At 34.9% G+C, this 18,033-nt stretch carries 14 protein-coding genes; 11 read left to right on the top strand and 3 right to left on the bottom strand.

All coding sequences use genetic code 11. The features are described from left to right. Positions 1-332 precede the first annotated feature (332 nt). A complete protein-coding gene (locus tag HUW50_RS18600) occupies positions 333-536 on the top strand; it encodes a cold-shock protein (RefSeq protein WP_066330721.1) in 204 nt (67 codons plus the stop codon). Positions 537-779: 243 nt separating this feature from the next. On the opposite strand, the gene HUW50_RS18605 is transcribed toward HUW50_RS18600, so the two are convergent. Beyond that, a complete protein-coding gene (locus tag HUW50_RS18605) occupies positions 780-959 on the bottom strand; it encodes an H-type small acid-soluble spore protein (RefSeq protein ID WP_066330719.1) in 180 nt (59 codons plus the stop codon). A gap of 170 nt (positions 960-1,129) precedes the next feature. Between HUW50_RS18605 and HUW50_RS18610 the strand changes: the two genes are divergently transcribed. Next, entirely contained in the window at positions 1,130-2,230 is a 1,101-nt protein-coding gene (locus tag HUW50_RS18610; protein ID WP_232329021.1) for a phosphatidylglycerol lysyltransferase domain-containing protein, read from the top strand. A gap of 68 nt (positions 2,231-2,298) precedes the next feature. On the opposite strand, the gene HUW50_RS18615 is transcribed toward HUW50_RS18610, so the two are convergent. Further along, positions 2,299-2,586 (bottom strand): DUF6509 family protein, encoded by a 288-nt coding sequence (locus tag HUW50_RS18615; RefSeq protein WP_066330715.1) that lies wholly within the window; start codon positions 2,584-2,586, stop codon positions 2,299-2,301. A 283-nt stretch (positions 2,587-2,869) separates the two neighbouring features. On the opposite strand from HUW50_RS18615, the gene HUW50_RS18620 reads away from it, so the two are divergent. The 6 genes from HUW50_RS18620 to HUW50_RS18645 all read left to right on the top strand — a co-directional run bounded on the left by HUW50_RS18620 (position 2,870) and on the right by HUW50_RS18645 (position 12,680). Then, positions 2,870-4,372, top strand: coding sequence for a glycine betaine uptake BCCT transporter (locus HUW50_RS18620; RefSeq protein ID WP_066330714.1), 1,503 nt, complete (start codon positions 2,870-2,872; stop codon positions 4,370-4,372). A gap of 248 nt (positions 4,373-4,620) precedes the next feature. Further along, complete coding sequence (locus HUW50_RS18625) at positions 4,621-5,886, top strand: ammonium transporter (protein WP_185653106.1); 1,266 nt, start codon at positions 4,621-4,623, stop codon at positions 5,884-5,886. Between the two features lie 55 nt (positions 5,887-5,941). Beyond that, positions 5,942-6,928 (top strand): DUF294 nucleotidyltransferase-like domain-containing protein, encoded by a 987-nt coding sequence (locus tag HUW50_RS18630; protein WP_066330707.1) that lies wholly within the window; start codon positions 5,942-5,944, stop codon positions 6,926-6,928. Further along, on the top strand, positions 6,928-7,641 hold the full coding sequence (locus HUW50_RS18635; RefSeq protein WP_066330706.1) for an exonuclease domain-containing protein: 714 nt from the start codon (positions 6,928-6,930) through the stop codon (positions 7,639-7,641). Before HUW50_RS18630 ends, HUW50_RS18635 begins: the two co-directional genes overlap by 1 nt. A 242-nt stretch (positions 7,642-7,883) precedes the next feature. Beyond that, the gene (locus HUW50_RS18640; RefSeq protein WP_260445542.1) at positions 7,884-11,690 is read left to right on the top strand and encodes a bifunctional 2',3'-cyclic-nucleotide 2'-phosphodiesterase/3'-nucleotidase; all 3,807 of its coding nucleotides are present in this window, start codon (positions 7,884-7,886) and stop codon (positions 11,688-11,690) included. Positions 11,691-12,119: 429 nt separating this feature from the next. Further along, positions 12,120-12,680, top strand: coding sequence for a hypothetical protein (locus HUW50_RS18645; RefSeq protein ID WP_066330704.1), 561 nt, complete (start codon positions 12,120-12,122; stop codon positions 12,678-12,680). A gap of 105 nt (positions 12,681-12,785) precedes the next feature. Here HUW50_RS18645 and HUW50_RS18650 read toward each other — a convergent pair whose 3' ends face one another. Beyond that, positions 12,786-13,298, bottom strand: a complete 513-nt coding sequence (locus HUW50_RS18650) for a CBO0543 family protein (protein WP_066330699.1) — start codon at positions 13,296-13,298, stop codon at positions 12,786-12,788. Positions 13,299-13,463: 165 nt separating this feature from the next. Between HUW50_RS18650 and HUW50_RS18655 the strand changes: the two genes are divergently transcribed. From HUW50_RS18655 to HUW50_RS18665, 3 genes are all read left to right on the top strand, one after another. After that, positions 13,464-14,039: a GrpB family protein gene (locus HUW50_RS18655; RefSeq protein WP_185653107.1), complete on the top strand. Its 576-nt coding sequence runs from the start codon at positions 13,464-13,466 to the stop codon at positions 14,037-14,039. A 363-nt stretch (positions 14,040-14,402) separates the two neighbouring features. Continuing rightward, positions 14,403-16,157, top strand: coding sequence for an ABC transporter ATP-binding protein (locus tag HUW50_RS18660; RefSeq protein ID WP_066330692.1), 1,755 nt, complete (start codon positions 14,403-14,405; stop codon positions 16,155-16,157). A gap of 8 nt (positions 16,158-16,165) precedes the next feature. Next, positions 16,166-17,986 carry an ABC transporter ATP-binding protein gene (locus tag HUW50_RS18665; RefSeq protein ID WP_066330691.1) on the top strand — a complete coding sequence of 607 codons (1,821 nt, stop codon included), beginning with the start codon at positions 16,166-16,168 and terminating at the stop codon, positions 17,984-17,986. The last annotated feature ends 47 nt before the right edge of the window (positions 17,987-18,033 follow it).

Below are 18,033 nucleotides of genomic sequence, written 5' to 3' on the forward strand. Positions count from 1 at the left end.
TATGTGAATACTATGGTTTCTGGATGTGACCTATAAAGGTCTTTAAAAAAGTCACAGATTCGTATTTATCAATTCACACTGGCGCGGACTAGGAGCCGTAAGGACGAAAGAGAGGTAGGGCTTTCGTTGTTTTGAGGTTTTGCAATTTCAATAATTAATGATAAAAATAAATAGATTGTATGTTTATTTCAAATTACCAAATATGGAGCTATATAATTCACATATTATAGAGATTATCTACTCCTTACTTTGATATTCTCTATAATATGTGAATTTTATTTACCGAGTAAATATATAAGTAACATATTAAAAAATCTTTGGAGGTTTCTCTCATGAAAACTACAGGTACTGTAAAATGGTTTAATTCAGAAAAAGGTTTCGGATTTATCGAAGTTGCAGAAGGAAACGATGTATTCGTTCACTTCAGTGCTATCACTGGTGAAGGTTTCAAAACGTTAGAAGAAGGACAAAAAGTTGAATTCAACATCGTTGAAGGTAACCGTGGTCCTCAAGCTGAAGACGTAGTAAAATTATAATAAGCATATAAGAGGTTATCCTAATTAGTGGATAGCCTCTTTTTATTGTTAGAAAATTATAAAATTCTTGTACTGTGTATAACGCTATGACATCCAGCTCAATCGCCCAACCACTTGTGAGCTACACACCCCTTATACGCAAAGTCAACATCGAACGCTTGCGCTCTTAGAGTTTCCTTTGCCGCACCTTAAAGGTACGATAAGTCTTCTATCCACCAGATACCCACTGGTGGAAGTCTCGATTTATCCTTCAATCAAATGATCGACAGGTACACTCTTTTCTGCTTGAGGGTTATTAAGTGGATAAATCCTAGCAGAACCTAGTTCTTCATCAACAGATTGTATGTAAATACCTTCATTTTGGTATGTTACATTCACCATATCACCTAATTGTGAAATTTCTTTTGCTCTATTAACATTCATTTATTCTCTCCTCCTTTCACGTTACCTACGTCTACTTTTACGATGTCCGATTTCGGTGAAACTATTCGAGGAGAACATAGAATAGGTAAGAAAAACTTATTTGTTCAATGTGATTCTTATGGTATCTTGTATAAATAGAAAGTTTTAAGGAGGATAGTTATTTGTTGAACATGCTCATTTTCTTGCTTTGTATCAGCTCTTGTTTTTACATTTTAATGGTGAATAACCGAAAACAAGGAAATGAAAAAACATTCGATGATACCTTTGCGCTCTCGTTTATAAAAAAATATGGTGGGAACACGTTGTCACATCTCTTTTTTCTGCAGGATAAACAAGTTTTTTCTGCTCAAAATGACTCTGTATTGATTTCCTATAGAAAAAGAGGTAATAAATATATTGTACTTGGTGATCCGATTGGAGATGAGGTTCAATTTGAAGCAGCTCTAGACGAATTCATTCAATTTGCTAGTGATCAAAGAGTAACTCCTGTTTTTTATCAAGCGAGCGATCGTTTTATGTCATTCTATCATGATCGCGGCTATTATTTCTTTAAAGTTGGTGAAGAAGCCAAAGTTAGTTTTGAAAACTTTTCAATCGAAGGAAAGAAGAACGCGAAGATGCGTACAACGAAAAATAAATTCAAAAGAGAGGGATATGTTTTTTCTGTTAAGTATCCTCCGTTTAGTTCAGAGTTTGTAAATGAGTTAAAAGCAGTTTCAGATGAATGGTTAGCTGATCGAAAGGAAAAAAGCTTTTCTGTTAGTTCGTTTCAGGAGGGCTATATTGCGCTTTTTCCAGTTTCGACCTTGAGAGACCAAGCGGGACGCCTTATTGCTTTTGCGACTTTACCTTCTGATTATAAAGAATCAGAGACGCTAAGTATTGATCTGATGAGGTATACGAACGATAGTCCATCCGGAGCAATGGATATGGTGTTTCTTTCTACGATTTTGTGGGCGAAGGAAAAAGGGTATGTATCTTGTAGTTTAGGGATGTCGCCATTATCGAATGTAGGAACACAAAAGGGGGCACCATGGCGAGAGAGAATGGCAAAGTACGCTTTTATAAACGGTTGTAAATTTTACAATTTTAAAGGATTACGAAGCTACAAGGCTAAATTTGCTACAGATTGGAAGCCACGCTATCTTGTTTATAAGAAATCATTTTTATTTTTATTAGTTTTTCAATTGATATTAATTGTTAGAAAACAGCCCAAACAGAATCAAATGTCTCTCGTAAAAAAGCTTATTAATGTAAAAAAGGCAATCTAATTAAATGAGAAAAAGGACTAACTTTATTAAGTGATTTTAATAAAGTTAGTCCTTTTCTTATGTAATTCCTACAATTGTTCAACTAGCTGCTGACAATACTGCTCAACTTCCTTTTCTTCTTCCTCTTCCAATGCAAAGTCTAAGAAACGATCAGTTGTTTTTTCGATAAAATCATATTGCGCAATTTTAGTTTTTTCGGCTTCGACTGCAAATATTAGCTTGAGTCTAATGCCATTCTCGCTATAAAGCTCATCTTCCTCATCTATATCTAATGTAAGGAAGATTTCATATCGATCTCCAGTAAGGATACTGAATGGATCTTCTAGTTTTTCAATTGTTGAATCGATGATGTTCATTTCTCAATTACCTCTTTTCTTGTTAACCTTTTGGATGCATTAAAACAAATTGCTACATATCAAAAGCATTACATCCTATTCATTGTAATTATAGCCTTTTTAGTAATGCAATCCAAATGGAATTGGGTGACCTATAAAAGAATTGTTGAATAGTAGCTATAATTATGATTATTTGAAGCAAACTAAATTATCCTACCGATTATTTGTTGAATTTCACCTTAAGGTAAAAACATTAATCAATGATTACACTTTCTTGTCATTTTCACTTAAAGGAGTTTGATTCATGGAAAAAGTTTCAAAGGTATTTTGGATATCGATCGTGATGGCTACGGTATTTGTGGGTTGGGGAGTTGTTGCTCCTGATCAACTCGGAGAAATTATGGACAAAACGAAAGTTTTTTTCTTAAGTAGCTTTGGTTGGTTTTATCAGTTATCGGCAACATTCTTTTTAATCTTTGCAATCTTTTTAATCTTTAGTAAATATGGAAGAATTAGATTAGGTGCCGATGATGATAAGCCTGATTTCAATAGGACCACATGGTTTGCGATGCTGTTTAGTGCAGGAATGGGGATTGGTCTTTTGTTTTTTGGTGTATCAGAGCCTATCTCTCACTTTGCGAGTCCACCTATTGGGGAGGGGGGGACAGGAGAAGCAGCGAAGGTTGCTATGCGATATACCTATTTGCATTGGGGGTTTCATGCATGGGCGATTTACGCTGTAATTGCATTAGTGTTGGCTTATTATAAATTTAGAAAAAAACAACCAGGTTTGATGAGTGTGACGTTAACTCCGTTATTAGGGAAACGATCAACTGGGATAATCGGTACAATTATTGATGTAGTAGCTGTGTTTGCTACGATTTTTGGAGTCGCAGCATCACTTGGGTTAGGGGCTGCACAGATTAATAGCGGTCTCAGTTATATTTCTAATATTCCAAATGATTTTTCCGTACAGTTAATTATTATTGCAATTGTAACTGTACTATTTATCCTATCTGCGGGAACTGGGCTCCAAAAAGGAATTAAGTTTCTAAGTAATGCGAATTTAGTATTAGCTGTTATTCTCCTGATTTTGTTTTTGTTTATTGGGCCAACACGCTTCGTGTTAGACTTATTTACAACTACACTAGGTAGTTATATTCAAAACCTTCCTAGTATGGGGTTAAGACTAGCTCCTTTTAATGATGAAAATGCTTTATGGATTCAAAACTGGACAATTTTTTATTGGGCATGGTGGATTGCGTGGGCTCCTTTTGTTGGGACGTTTATTGCACGTGTTTCTAAAGGGAGAACTGTTAGAGAATTTATGATAGCGGTTTTAATTATTCCGACGCTCGTTTGTGCTTTCTGGTTTGCGGTCTTTGGTGGGACAGGAATCTATTTTGAATTCTTTGAAGGGTTGGATGTTAGCGGGCAAAGTTTAGAGACAGTCTTGTTTTTTGTTTATCAACAGCTTCCGTTAACTGGTTTGTTAATTATTGTTACATTGATGTTGATTACAACATTTTTTGTTACATCAGCAGATTCAGCAACCTTTGTTTTAGGTATGCAAACTGCACATGGGAGTCTTGATCCACCTTTATTTGTTAAGGTGACATGGGGTTTTTTCTTGTCAGCTTCTGCAGTGGTGCTAATGCTTTCTGGTGGTTTGAATACGATGCAAACTGCAATTATTGTAAGTGCGTTCCCACTAACGTTTGTTTTAATTGCAATGTCCTTCTCGATTTTAAAGGACTTTAATATAGAGATGAAATACAATAAGAAATTGAAGATTAAATCAAAATAATTGTAAATAGTTTAAGCATCTTACAGATAGGATGCTTTTTTTATGTTATAAAACCTTTTATTTAGATGATGTTGAGCGAGAAAATAAGATTATTCATAAATTTATGTTAGATTTTCTAACATAGAATTTTTAAAAACTTCTGAAAACGGGTTGACACTTTGCTGATATCGTATAAAATAGTAAATAAGAACGAGATGTTATATTTTCTTACATCTCAAGTTAAGAAACTGCACAGAGGAGGAAGTTCAATGGATACATTGTTTTTAATGAATAGTTTGTGGGTCATGCTAGGTGCAATTTTAGTAATTTTTATGTTAGGTGGATTTATATTACTTGAGGCTGGTTCAACTCGAATGAAAAATGCTGGACACATTGCAGGGAAAACCATTTTCACTTTTGGTCTTGCTTCATTAGTATTCTGGGCTATAGGTTATGGATTTATTTTTGGTAGTAATGGAAATTTCTTAGTTGGTTTATCAGATTTCTTTTACTCAGGTTACCAAGTGGAAGATATGGGATTAGCAACATCTGTATTTTTCGTATTCCAATTAGCTTTTGCAGGTATTTCAATCACAATAGCTTTAGGTGGATTTGCAGAACGTGCTAAGCTCTCAGTTTACTTAGTCTTTACTGTTTTATTCTCTGCTCTCATTTATCCGGTCATTGCACATTGGATTTGGGGTGGCGGTTGGTTAGCGGAACATGGTAAACAGGACTTTGCTGGTTCTACAGTTGTCCATCTAACTGGTGCAATGGCGGCATTTGCAGCGACAATTCTTTTAAAACCGCGTATTGGTAAATACAATAAAGATGGTTCGGCAAATAATATTCAAGGTCATAACCAAGTGTTTACTGCTTTAGGTGTCCTAATTTTATGGATTGGTTGGTTTGGATTTAATGCAGGTAGTACTGTAGCTGTTGATGATGGATTCTTTGGATTTGTTGCTCTAAATACGAACTTAGCAGCAGGAGCAGGAGCAGTATCAGCACTTATTATTTCTTGGATGGTATTAGGTAAATCAGATATTCCAACAATGTTAAATGGAGCCTTAGCAGGATTGGTAGCAATAACGGCATCTTGTGCATTTGTTGATACATGGGCAGCAGTAGTGATTGGTTTTATAGCTGGAATCCTTGTATTCTATAGTGCTAGATTCTTTGAGAAGAGAAAAATTGATGATCCAATCTATGCATTATCAGTGCATGGTGTTGCTGGTGTTTGGGGAACTTTATCAACTGGTTTCTTTGCAACACCTGAACTAGCAACTGTTGGCTTACCAGGACTATTTTATGGTGGTGGATTTACACAACTTGGCGTACAATTTATGGGAGTAGCAGCTTCTGGAGCATACGCATTTGTTGTATCGTTTGTGATATTAGCGATTGCGAAAAAACTTATGAACGGATTACGTGTTTCAGAAGAAGAAGAGATTATGGGATTAGATATAAGTGAACATGGCAGTTATGGTTATCCTGAGTTGTTTGTAACTAAAGATCAAAATGTTGGCTCATAAGCAAGAAGCTTGGTCTAGAACGTACAACCTGATAAATGGTGAGGGAGTGTCTCTCATGCATGGTGAATTTGATTCGTATGATTCAATAAAAAAGTGGAAAGATGAACATATCCATCAATTTGAATTCGATACAAAAGGACTAAATAATTTTCATGATGAGATGATGAGGAGTGCTAGTAAATTAGCACTCTTTCATCTTGAAAAATCGTACGGTTTACCTCCATGTGAATTTTCATGGTTTGTAATGGGGAGTGGAGGCCGTGTAGAACAAGGGATTATAAGTGATCAGGATCATGGGCTAATCTACAAGGATCACAGTCAAAAAGCATGCGATTATTTTGAAAAATTGGGTGAAGAACTTTCAAGAGGGCTACATCATATTGGATATCCATATTGTGAGGGGAAAATTATGAGTTCAAATCCCTTATGGTGTAAATCAATTATTGATTGGAAGAAACAGCTTTTTAAGTGGATGGAAGAGAAAAGCTGGGAATCCATTCGTTATTTGCAAATTTTCTATGATTCTCGCAGTCTCATAGGTGAAAGTGATTATGTGGATGAGCTAAAACAATTTATTTTTTCTTATCAAGTACAAAATCATCAGCTATTACAACGGTTTTTGGATAATATTCAGCATATTAAGCAATCGGTTGGTCCACTCGGTCAGATATACGTTGAGCCTAGTGGGAAATATGAAGGCTGCATTGATATAAAAAAGGCTGCATTTCTTCCATACGTAAATGCGATTAGACTTTTAGCAATAAAAGAGGGTTTGAGTGAGACATCAACGCTGAAACGAATCGATATTCTCTGTAAAAATGATACCTATTGTAAGGAACTAATTCCTTATAAACATAACTTTGAAAAGCTTCTTGAGTATAGGCTACTTTTGTTTGCAAATGCCAAATCTTATGATGATGTTCACTACTTGAATATAAGGAATTTAGCAAAATATGAACGAAAAGAAATAAAAAACATATTGAAGGGTGGTAAAAAGCTACATCAATATGTTCAAGGGATTATTGAAAAAGGGTGTTTATAATGACATTTGACCCGTTTTTTTTTATGAAAGGCATCCAAGGTAAAATTGGTGCATCTCAAGGTGGACAAAGTCAGCAACAAGTAGCATATTTAAGGCAGTTACAGCGTGAAATGAGAGTGGAAGAAACATTAAACATTCCTCTTACTGAATTAAACGTCATTGTTTTTGATATAGAAACAACAGGTTTTTATCCAGATCAAGGAGATCAAATTATTTCAATTGGAGCCATTAAGGTAAAAGGTGAAAAGATAATTGAGAATGAGACATTCTATTCTTTAGTTAAAGCGGAAAAAAATGTATCAGAAGAGATTAGTCAATTAACTGGTCTTTATGATACACAGTTACAAAATGCTCCTCCATTATCTGAGGTTCTTTTTCAATTTTTTCAATTTACTCAAGACTATACACTTGTCGCTCATCATGCAAATCATGAAAAAATATTTTTACAGCAAGCCTCTTGGAAGTTATATCGTGCACCATTTAAGCATCGATTAGTTGACATGTCTTTTTTGTATCGGATTGCAGAACCTGATGCAAAGCTAATAACACTAGAGGAGTGCTGTGAATATAACGGAATCACAGTAAATGGTAGACATCATGCGTTAAATGATGCGAAATTAACAGCAAAACTTTGGAGTATTTATGTGAATAAGCTTCATCAAAAAGGCTGTGAAACATTAAATGATCTTTACGAACGGTATACAAAAGTATAAATAGTATAGAAGGATGATAAAAAGTGTATTAGAACACTTTTTATCATCCTTCTTTTCTTTTTATTAGTGTGAAAGACTCTTGTGCTTTTCGTAAATATATATCAAAATATTACACAAGCTTCCAAGAGTTTACAAAAAATGTACATAAAATTACAAGTTTCTTTACATTAAATTAGTAAAATAATTTTGTAGTAGGAAAGTATTAGGGAAATAATAAAAAAGATTCGAAAGGTGGAAATGTTTTGAGGAGAAGAATTAGGCGAATAATGAAGCGAAAATTATTCCACGGTGCTTTAGCGACAACTCTAGCAATTAGTGTATTACCATTCTCATCAATAACTAGCATTGCGAATGCTGAAGGGTCACCTGTAACAATGAAAGTGAGACTCTTGGAAACGACTGATATTCATGCACATATTATGGATTATGATTATTATGGAGACAAGTCGGTTACGAACTTTGGATTAGTTCGAACCTCTACATTATTAAAGCAGCGCCAGGCTGAAGTGGAAAATAGCATTTTAGTTGATAATGGTGATTTAATTCAAGGGAATCCATTGGGAGAATATGTGAATAAGCAAGGTTTGAGTGATGGACAAGTTCACCCAATTATCTCTGCAATGAATCTATTAGATTATGATGCTGCAACTTTGGGAAACCATGAATTTAACTATGGATTAGACTTTTTAAATGAAACAATGGATGATGCTGAATACCCGGTTGTAAACGCTAATGTGTTTCATGCTGGTAATCAGGAGGACTATTATTTTAAACCATATGAAATCGTAGAAAAAGAATTCGTTGATGATAATGGTGAAACTCACACAGTTAAGGTTGGGTTTACTGGATTTGTTCCACCGCAAATTAATGTATGGGATAAAAAGCATTTAGACGGCAAAGTTGTCACTAAGGATATTGTTGAATCTGCGAAAAAGATCATTCCTGAAATGAAGGAGCAAGGAGCAGATTTAATAATTGTTATTGCACATACAGGTGTAGATTCAAGTGAGGGTATTTCTGGAGCAGAAAACGCTGTTTTTGATTTAACAAAGCAGGTTTCTGATATTGATGCAGTTGTATCTGGACACCAGCATAATCTTTTCCCAGGTGATGCAAGATTTAATGCTGTTGCAAATATTGATAATGTAAAAGGTACAGTTAATGGGGTACCAGTTGTTATGCCGAAAAACTGGGGTAGTCACTTAGGCTTGATTGATCTTGAATTAAAACGAACTGCTGTCATTGAGGGTGACGAAGAATGGGAAGTAGTAGATTCTCAGTCGAAAGCAGAGTCGATTTCAGGTGTAACTGAACAAAATCAAGAGATGGTTGCTGCAGTTAAGAATGCGCATGAATCTACTCTGGACTATGTAAGAAAAAGTGTTGGTACGACGTCAGCTCCTATTAACAGTTTCTTTTCCCTTGTACAAGATGATCCATCTATTCAAATCGTGACAGATGCCCAAAAATGGTATGCAAAAGAAAAGCTAAAGGGTACAGAATATGAAGGAATGCCGTTATTATCTGTTGGTGCACCATTTAAAGCAGGTGGGCGTAATGGGGCTGATTATTTTACGAACATCCCTCAAGGTGATTTAGCTATTAAAAATGTTGGGGATCTCTATCTTTATGATAATACCGTGCAAATCGTTAAAATAACAGGTGCTGATGTAAAAGAGTGGTTGGAAATGTCGGCTGGTCAATTTAATCAAATTGATCCTACTTCTCAAGAAGAACAAAATATAGTGAATACAGAGTTTCCGACATATAACTATGATGTCATTGATGGTGTTACATATCAAATCGATGTAACAAAGCCTGCAAAGTATAGTACAAACGGTACGGTTGTTAATAGTGACTCATCTCGTATAAAAGACTTAATGTATGATGGGAAGCCGATCGACTTAGATCAAGAATTTTTAGTCGTAACAAATAACTATCGTGCGTCTGGTGGCGGGAATTTCCCAGGTAACCTTTCATCTAAAATTATTGAGCAATATCCAGATGAAAATCGTCAGGCTGTTATGAATTATATTATGGAAAAAGGTGAGGTTAATCCTTCAGCAGATAACAACTGGTCAATTGCTCCGATCTTTGGTGATGTTAATGTAACATTTGAATCTTCACCATCTGCTAAATCGTTTGCTGATCAATCAGATAACATTAAATTTGTTGAAACTTTAGATACTGGATTTAGTAAATATGATTTGGACGTTAGTACCGATAATTGGAATCTTACCATCATGCATACAAATGACACACATGCACATTTAGATAATGTTGCCCGTCGTGTAACAGCAGTTGAGCAGGTTCGTGAGGCAACTGACAATTCAATCCTGCTTGATGCAGGTGATGTATTTTCTGGTACATTATTCTTTAATCAGTATTTAGGACAAGCGGATCTAGAGTTTATGAACATGATGAAATATGATGCTATGGTTCCTGGTAATCATGAATTTGATAAAGGGCCAAGTGTTTTTGCAGATTTTATCAAAAAAGCTGAATTTCCAATTGTAAGTGCAAATATTGATTATTCAAAGGACACAAGTATAAAGAATCTTTTTAAAGATGAAATTGGAGATCCAGGTGAAAACGGAAATATCTATCCTGCAACAATTTTAGAAGTAAATGGTCAAAAGGTGGGGGTATTCGGTTTAACGACTGAAGACACATCGATTCTTGCAAATCCAGGTAAAAACATAGTGTTTGAGAACTACATTGAAAAAGCAGAAGAAACAATTGAAATGCTTGAAAATGCTGGAATTAACAAAGTTATTGCCTTAACACATATTGGTTATAACTATGATAAGGTTTTGGCAGAAGAAGTGGAAGGTATTGATGTGATTGTTGGTGGGCACAGTCATACATTACTTGAAGAACCTATTGTTTATAATGAGGATGCTGAGCCAACCATTATTTTATCAGCGCAAGAATATAGTTACTTCTTAGGAAATGCTGATGTAACGTTTGATAAAGATGGTGTTCTAACATCATGGGATCAAAATCTTATTGATCTGGATGCCCAAGATGAAAATGGAAATTATTTAATAGAAGAGAATAATGCAGCATCTGAACGTTTAGCACAATTAGCAGAGCCGATTGAAGAGTTGAAAAATGTAATCGTTGGTGAATCCTCGGTGTTTTTAAATGGAGAACGCGATGATGTTCGTACGAAAGAAACTAACTTAGGTAACTTGATCGCAGATGGAATGCTTTGGAGAGCACAAGAACAAAATACTGGTGCAACAATTGCAATCCAAAATGCTGGAGGAATTCGGGCTTCAATTGACCAAGGTGAAATTTCTCTAGGTGAAGTCTTAACGGTACTCCCATTTGCTAATACATTAGTAACACTAGATCTAACAGGTCAAGAAATAATTGAGGCATTAGAAAATGGTGTTAGTCAAGTTGAGGATATTGCTGGACGCTTCCCACAAGTAGCAGGCTTAAAATTTGGATATGATCCTAATAAACCAACTGGTAGCCGTGTTCACAGTGTTGAAGTCAAAACCGAATCAGGCTTTGAACAAATTAAACTAGACGAGAGTTACACAGTTGCTACAAACGCATACATTGCAGACGGTGGAGATGGATATACTTCTTTCAAGGCTGCAAAAGACGATGGTCGTATGACTGAATTGTTTATACCAGACTATGATGTTTTCCAAGAATATTTAACTGAATTAGGCATAGTTGAAACTCAAGTTGAAGGTAGAATTACAATTGGAGCAGAACCGGATGAAAACCCAGGTGAAAACCCAGGTGAAAACCCAGGTGAAAACCCAGGTGAAAACCCAGGTGAAAACCCAAATGAAGATCCAGGTGATGATACGACGAATAATGATGACAGTTTAGATGAAGATGTAATTAACTCTGATTCTGGTAACGGTTCAAATAGTAATTCTAATTCTAACTCCGGCTCATCTGGAAATTTTTTACCAAGCACAGCAACAAATATGTTTAATATGATGACAATTGGTTTTATTTTAGTTGCTTGTGGTGGTGTAATCTATTTAATTAGACGCAAGCAAAAGCAAGCACAATCTTAATTGTTACTTAAAGAAATAGGCTGAAATAGTGAAAAGTAAGAGGTTGACTCAGAAAACGTCTGACCCATCCAAATGTACTTGTATATAGTATCTTTCAAATCATCGAGAGACTATATATTATGTTTGGAGGTGTATGACTCTTTGATTTGAGTCAACGACTTACTTTTTTTGTGGATTTATATTAGGAGTTTTTGGTATAATTTCCTATTAAGGGTAGGAAAACATAGATAATAGTTAGATTCATTGATACATATTTTTATTAAAGTCTGATTTTGCAATGAAATTTGTTTTACGTATGGAGATCTAATGTCTTATATATATTTTTTTACATTATCATTTTTACTTTCATGAATTATTTTCGAAAGAGAAGGGTGTATTAGAAATACTTAGGCTCCCGTGATTAGGATGACATTAAGGGAGGAAATGAACATGAAACATAAAAAATGGATTCTGTTGTCTAGCATAATATGCTTAATTTTTGTTTTTGCAGGTTGGGTGAGTTGGACGCTGTTTTCATCTGGAAATTCAGCTGAACCAATAAATTCTAATACATCCTCTAATCCTGGAACAAAAATAGAAGAAAAAAGTGAGGATTTCTCAGAAGAGATTGTAAATAAACCCGTAAAAGAGGAAATCGTAGTATTTTCAGAAAGTGACTTTGAAAACGGACATGATTTTATAGAGGTGTTTCATGATTTTTATAATACTACCTTATGTTGGGAGCGTGTTGAAACTGCAGATTATAAAGATCAACAAGAAAAGGCCTTACGTATCGTTGAAGCATTTAAAGGGATAAAAATAAAGGATAAACGATTATCCGAGGATTTTATCAGCATCGAAAATACTGCAAAACAAGTGATTGAATCAGAAGACCGTGACGCAATGATTAAACTGCACCGATTGTTCCATGACTTAGATATTTATTTTAATGGATACTCAAAAGACGACACATTTGGAGTTACTGAGTATAAAGGTGTTAGAGTTATTTGAAATAGTCTTAGAAAAGAATCTCAGAATGGAGGCCGACACTTTTAAAGAAGTCCAGCCTCTTTTTTTAACTTTTAATTTTAACGATAATGGTTTAATGTGCCCTAGTCATTTTATCTCATTTAGGGAAGGATGAAAAAACAACAACAAAATTAAGATGATAGGTACAGATATAATGATGGCTATTAAAGGTTTCTTACTATGTAATCTTAAGATTGGGAACATAATCATGTTAAAAAGGAGTGACCACCATTCATTCCATTCATTATTATAAACAAAATACCCCATTTTTTTAAACATTACTTCAGTAAGCCAAAAGCAGAAAATCCATAAAACTATATAAATTATACCTTTCCGGCCAGAAGGAATAAAACGAAGATAAATCATGATGATGACTGGTATGATAATAAATGAAAATAAGATTTCAATAAACGTATGCTTTAACCATACTTTGGAGGATGTATCGTAAGACCATAATGTATGATGATAAAAAATAAAATTATATAGCAGGTTACAGATAATGTAGAATTGAATTGTTGGATAAAATTCTTTCCACATTGCCCAATCTACAAAATAAATAGCAATTATGATGAAAAATGTCCCAGCTAATAATAAATACATATAAGTCCTCATTTATTTATATAGTCCTATTAATTATCTCCTGAAAATGTAACTTAATACATAAGGTGTAAAAGTTACACCCATAGAATGGTTCATTATATAACGTATTAATCGCAAAGATCAGGTTTTTTAGTTTGTAAAAAATGCAAAAGTATTGGAGGAAGTATGAAAATCACATTATCTAGCTATGATCCGAAATGGCCATTAGATTTTGAACTAGAAAAAAAGGAACTATCAGGTGTTATTGGAGACTTAGATCCATTGATTGAACATATCGGAAGTACATCAATTCGTGGATTATCGGCGAAACCGATTCTCGATATCATGATCGGCATAAGAGAAGAGTCGCTGCTTGATACTGTTGCGTCAAGGATGGCCCAGGGGGCATTTGTTTATTTGCCGATTTATAATGAACAGCTACCATTTCGCAGATTTTTAATTGGATTGAAAACTGTAAATATAGAATTTCCTAGCGTTTTGACAAAGGGAAATTTTATTGAAATTCCACATGGAGAACGAAAGTCGCATATACATGTTGTACCCATTAACAGTGATTGGTGGAATGATCATCTTTTATTCCGAGATTTTTTAAGGAATTCAGTTGTTGATCGTCAATTATATGAAAAAGTCAAACAAGAGCTATCGTTAAAGAATTGGGAAAATGGAAATGAATATGCTAGTGCAAAAACAAGCTGTATTCAATCAATATTAGAAAAAGCACGTAGAGAAAAAACAAAATAACAGCATCCAAAAAAGCAACTCATAAAAAAGCGGTATTTGCATATCGATAACAGGTATGGAAAAAAATGCTTTGAGGGTTGCTTTTTTTTGGATGATAAGAAAATAAACCATTATTACCTATTGATTCACTTAAAAAAAAGCCAAAGCTAGATCATGTAGTGTACTTTTATTCTTCTCATCCTAAAGTAGTAGATCGTTCATCAAGAAGATGGAGGTGTATTCATCAAATGGTTCGATTTTTTAGAAAAATGAAATAAATAACTAGAAAATTATTTCGATTCCCGATATATTTAGAGGTATGCCACTATAAGTATAGATAATGTAAAAATCAACAAATTAGTTTCTGGGTTGGGAGGAGTATATATGGATACCTTTAAAAAGTTGAAATCCTTTTATTTGCCTTATAAAAAGTATTTCCTATGGTCATTGTTTTTTGTTTTATTTATAACAACGATTACTGTTATTTATCCAATTGTTCTACAGCTAACAATTGATGAAATTGTATTAAAAGAGCAATATGAATATATTCCATGGATTGTTGCTGGTTTTTTATCCTTAATGGCAATAAAAGGAGTGTCCGCATTTTTTCATCAGTACTTAGGGGATATGTTTGGAATTCAATCGGTCTATAGGCTACGTAATGAATTATATGAAAAATTACAGCGATTACCTTTTATGTATTATGACAATGCAAAAACGGGAGATTTAATGTCAAGGCTTACTGCAGATGTAGAGGGGTTCCGCTTTTTCTTATCATTTGGTTTCTCTGAGCTTGTTCGGTTTCTTTTATTAATCTGTGGAACATTAACTGTTATGTTTATCTACTCTGTTCCATTAACATTGGTTACGATAGCAGCCTTACCATTTTTAGCAATAGCCGTTTACCAATTTGACAAAAGAGTGCATCCTGCTTTTCGAAAAATAAGAGAGTCTTTTGGTAAATTAAATACGAATGTGCAAGAAAATATTAGTGGTATACAAACGGTTAAGGCACTTTCGCGAGAAAATTTCGAAATATCAAAATTTAATGATGCAAATGGTCATTATAAAGAAAAGAATTTGTCCACTTCATTAGTATGGGCGAAGTATTTTCCACTAATGGAGTTAATAGGTAATATTTGTGTAGTAGCTTTATTGGCTTATGGAAGCGTTCTCGTCATGAGGGGAGGACTACAACCAGGTGAACTTGTCGCGTTTTTTAGTTTGGTTTGGTATTTGATGATGCCTATCATGCACCTTGGTTTTGTAATAAACCTGTTTTCGCAATCAAAGGCTTCTGGTGAGCGCTTACTAGAGATTCTTGAAGCAGATGAAACGATAAGAAACAAGGAGAATACTGTCACGGTTCCAGCATTAGAAGGTCATGTATCGTTTAAGAATGTTAGTCTTCGCTATCAAAAAGAAGACGCCTTAGCACTTAATAATGTGTCATTTACAGCATGCTCTGGTAAAACGATCGGGCTTATAGGAGCAACGGGATCAGGAAAAACTAGTTTAACTCAATTAATGACAAGGTTTTATACTCCGACTACTGGAGAGATTTTTATTGATGGTAGGGATATAACCGATTATCCCTTAAAAACACTACGTTCTAATGTGGGAGTTGTGTTACAGGAATCGTTTTTATTTTCATCAACGATTAGAGCAAATATTTCCTATGGCAGACCAGACTCAACAATGGAAACAATAATTGATGCAGCAAAAAGAGCTCAAGCACATGAATTTATTATGGAACTTCCTGATGGTTACGATACAATGCTTGGTGAACGAGGTATGGGTTTATCAGGAGGACAAAAGCAACGAATCGCCATTGCTCGGGCAATTTGTATGAATCCCAGCATTTTAATCTTAGATGATTCTACAAGTGCTGTTGATATGACGACAGAGTTTAATATACAAAAAGAGTTAAAAGAAGTCATGAAGGGAAGAACAACTTTCATAATTGCTCATCGAATTTCATCGTTAAAGCATGCTGACGAAATACTCGTTCTTGAAAATGGCTCAATTGTTGAAAGAGGAACACATGATGAGTTAGTGACGAAGCAAGGCTATTATAAGAGAATCTTTGATATACAATACAAGGACCAGAAGGCTGTACTTCAGTCTACTGTGGGGTAGGTGTGATCATGGGAAATCAAGATAAGAAGGTACTTATTAAGGAAAGGTTTCAATATTCGACTGATACAATCATCGAAAAGCCCTTTAACTGGAAGCAGATGTGGAGGCTTTTAAGTTATTTAAAGCCTTATTCAAAAAACGTGTTACCATTAGCTTTTCTTGCCGTTATTGTATCGGCTGTTGTACGATTAACAGCTCCTATATTAATAGGAAAATATACGCTTGACCATGCAATTAAGAATAATGATATGAATCTATTAACGATACTCGTCATAACGATTGCAGCAATGTACATTTTATCCTATATTGCAAACAGGTTTCGAATTAAGTGGATGAATTTGCTTGGACAAAATGTTATTTATGATATTAGGAGACATTTATTTACTCATGTTCAATCTCTGTCTCACCGTTTTTTTGATCAACGATCTGCAGGATCAATTTTAGTTCGCATTATGAACGATATAAACTCATTACAAGAACTGTTTACTAGTGGAGTAATTAATTTATTAATGGACTTTTTCTTGCTCATTGGGGTTGTTGTGCTATTGTTTACTTTGAGTCCAGAGCTAACACTAGCAATCTTGGTTATCGTTCCGGTTATGTTTTTTATTTCGACTAGCTTAAGAAAAAAGATTCGTCGCTCGTGGCAGACAGTAAGACTAAAGCAGTCTAAGCTAAACTCTCATTTAAATGAGTCCATCCAAGGTATACGTGTTACACAATCCTTCACCCAAGAAGCAGAAAACATCGAATTCTTTGATGGAGTTAATACGGAAAATTTTCAATCATGGAGAAATGCGACTAAAAGAAATGCGATGTTTACGCCTATGGTGGAGATGACCAATGCAATTGGTACAGCAATTTTAATCTGGTACGGAGCTACGCTCATTGCAGACGGGTCATTGACGATCGGGACATTTGTTTCCTTTGCTTTTTACTTAGGAATGTTTTGGGAACCAATTTCAAGACTTGGTCAGGTGTATAATCAGCTATTAATGGGGATGGCTTCATCAGAGAGAATATTCGAATTTATCGATGAAAAACCGCTTGTCGCAGAATCAAAAAACCCAATTTTCTTGTCTGATATGAAAGGCCAAATTGAGTTTGAGTCAGTTGAATTTGCATATGATGCATCAAGAAAGGCACTTAACGATATCTCACTTACGATCGAAGCCGGGCAAACTGTAGCATTAGTTGGTCATACAGGTTCGGGAAAAACAACAATTGCAAACTTAATTAGCCGTTTTTATGATGCGACTGGTGGTGTGGTGAAAGTTGACGGGATTCCGATTAAGGACCTTTCAATTGAAGAACTGAGAGCACAGATTAGTGTTGTTCTACAGGATACATTTATTTTCTCAGGTACGATTATTGATAATATTAGATTCGGTCGTCCAACAGCTACGGACCAAGAAGTTGTTGAAGCTGCAAAAGCAGTAGGCGCAGACGATTTTATTCAAAACCTATCGAATGGATACTTAACAGAGGTTGAGGAAAGAGGGAATGTTTTATCTGTAGGTGAACGCCAGTTGATTTCATTCGCAAGGGCGTTGCTTGCTAATCCAACGATTATCATATTAGATGAAGCAACAGCGAGCATTGATACAGAGACAGAAATTAAAATCCAAAATGCGATGAAAACATTATTAAAAGGGCGCACAGCGATCATGATTGCCCATCGCCTTTCAACAATTCGGGAGGCAGATAATATTATTGTGCTCGATCATGGAAATATCATGGAACAAGGAAATCACGATGAGTTAATGGAACAAAGAGGGATTTATTATGAGCTTGTTAAAGCCCAGTTTAATATGCTTGAGGTTGGATAAGAGATGGAACTTTACCATCTCTATTTTTTGTAGAGAGAAAATTCAGA

Source organism: Metabacillus sp. KUDC1714, assembly GCF_014217835.1.
Lineage (GTDB): Bacteria > Bacillota > Bacilli > Bacillales > Bacillaceae > Metabacillus > Metabacillus rhizosphaerae.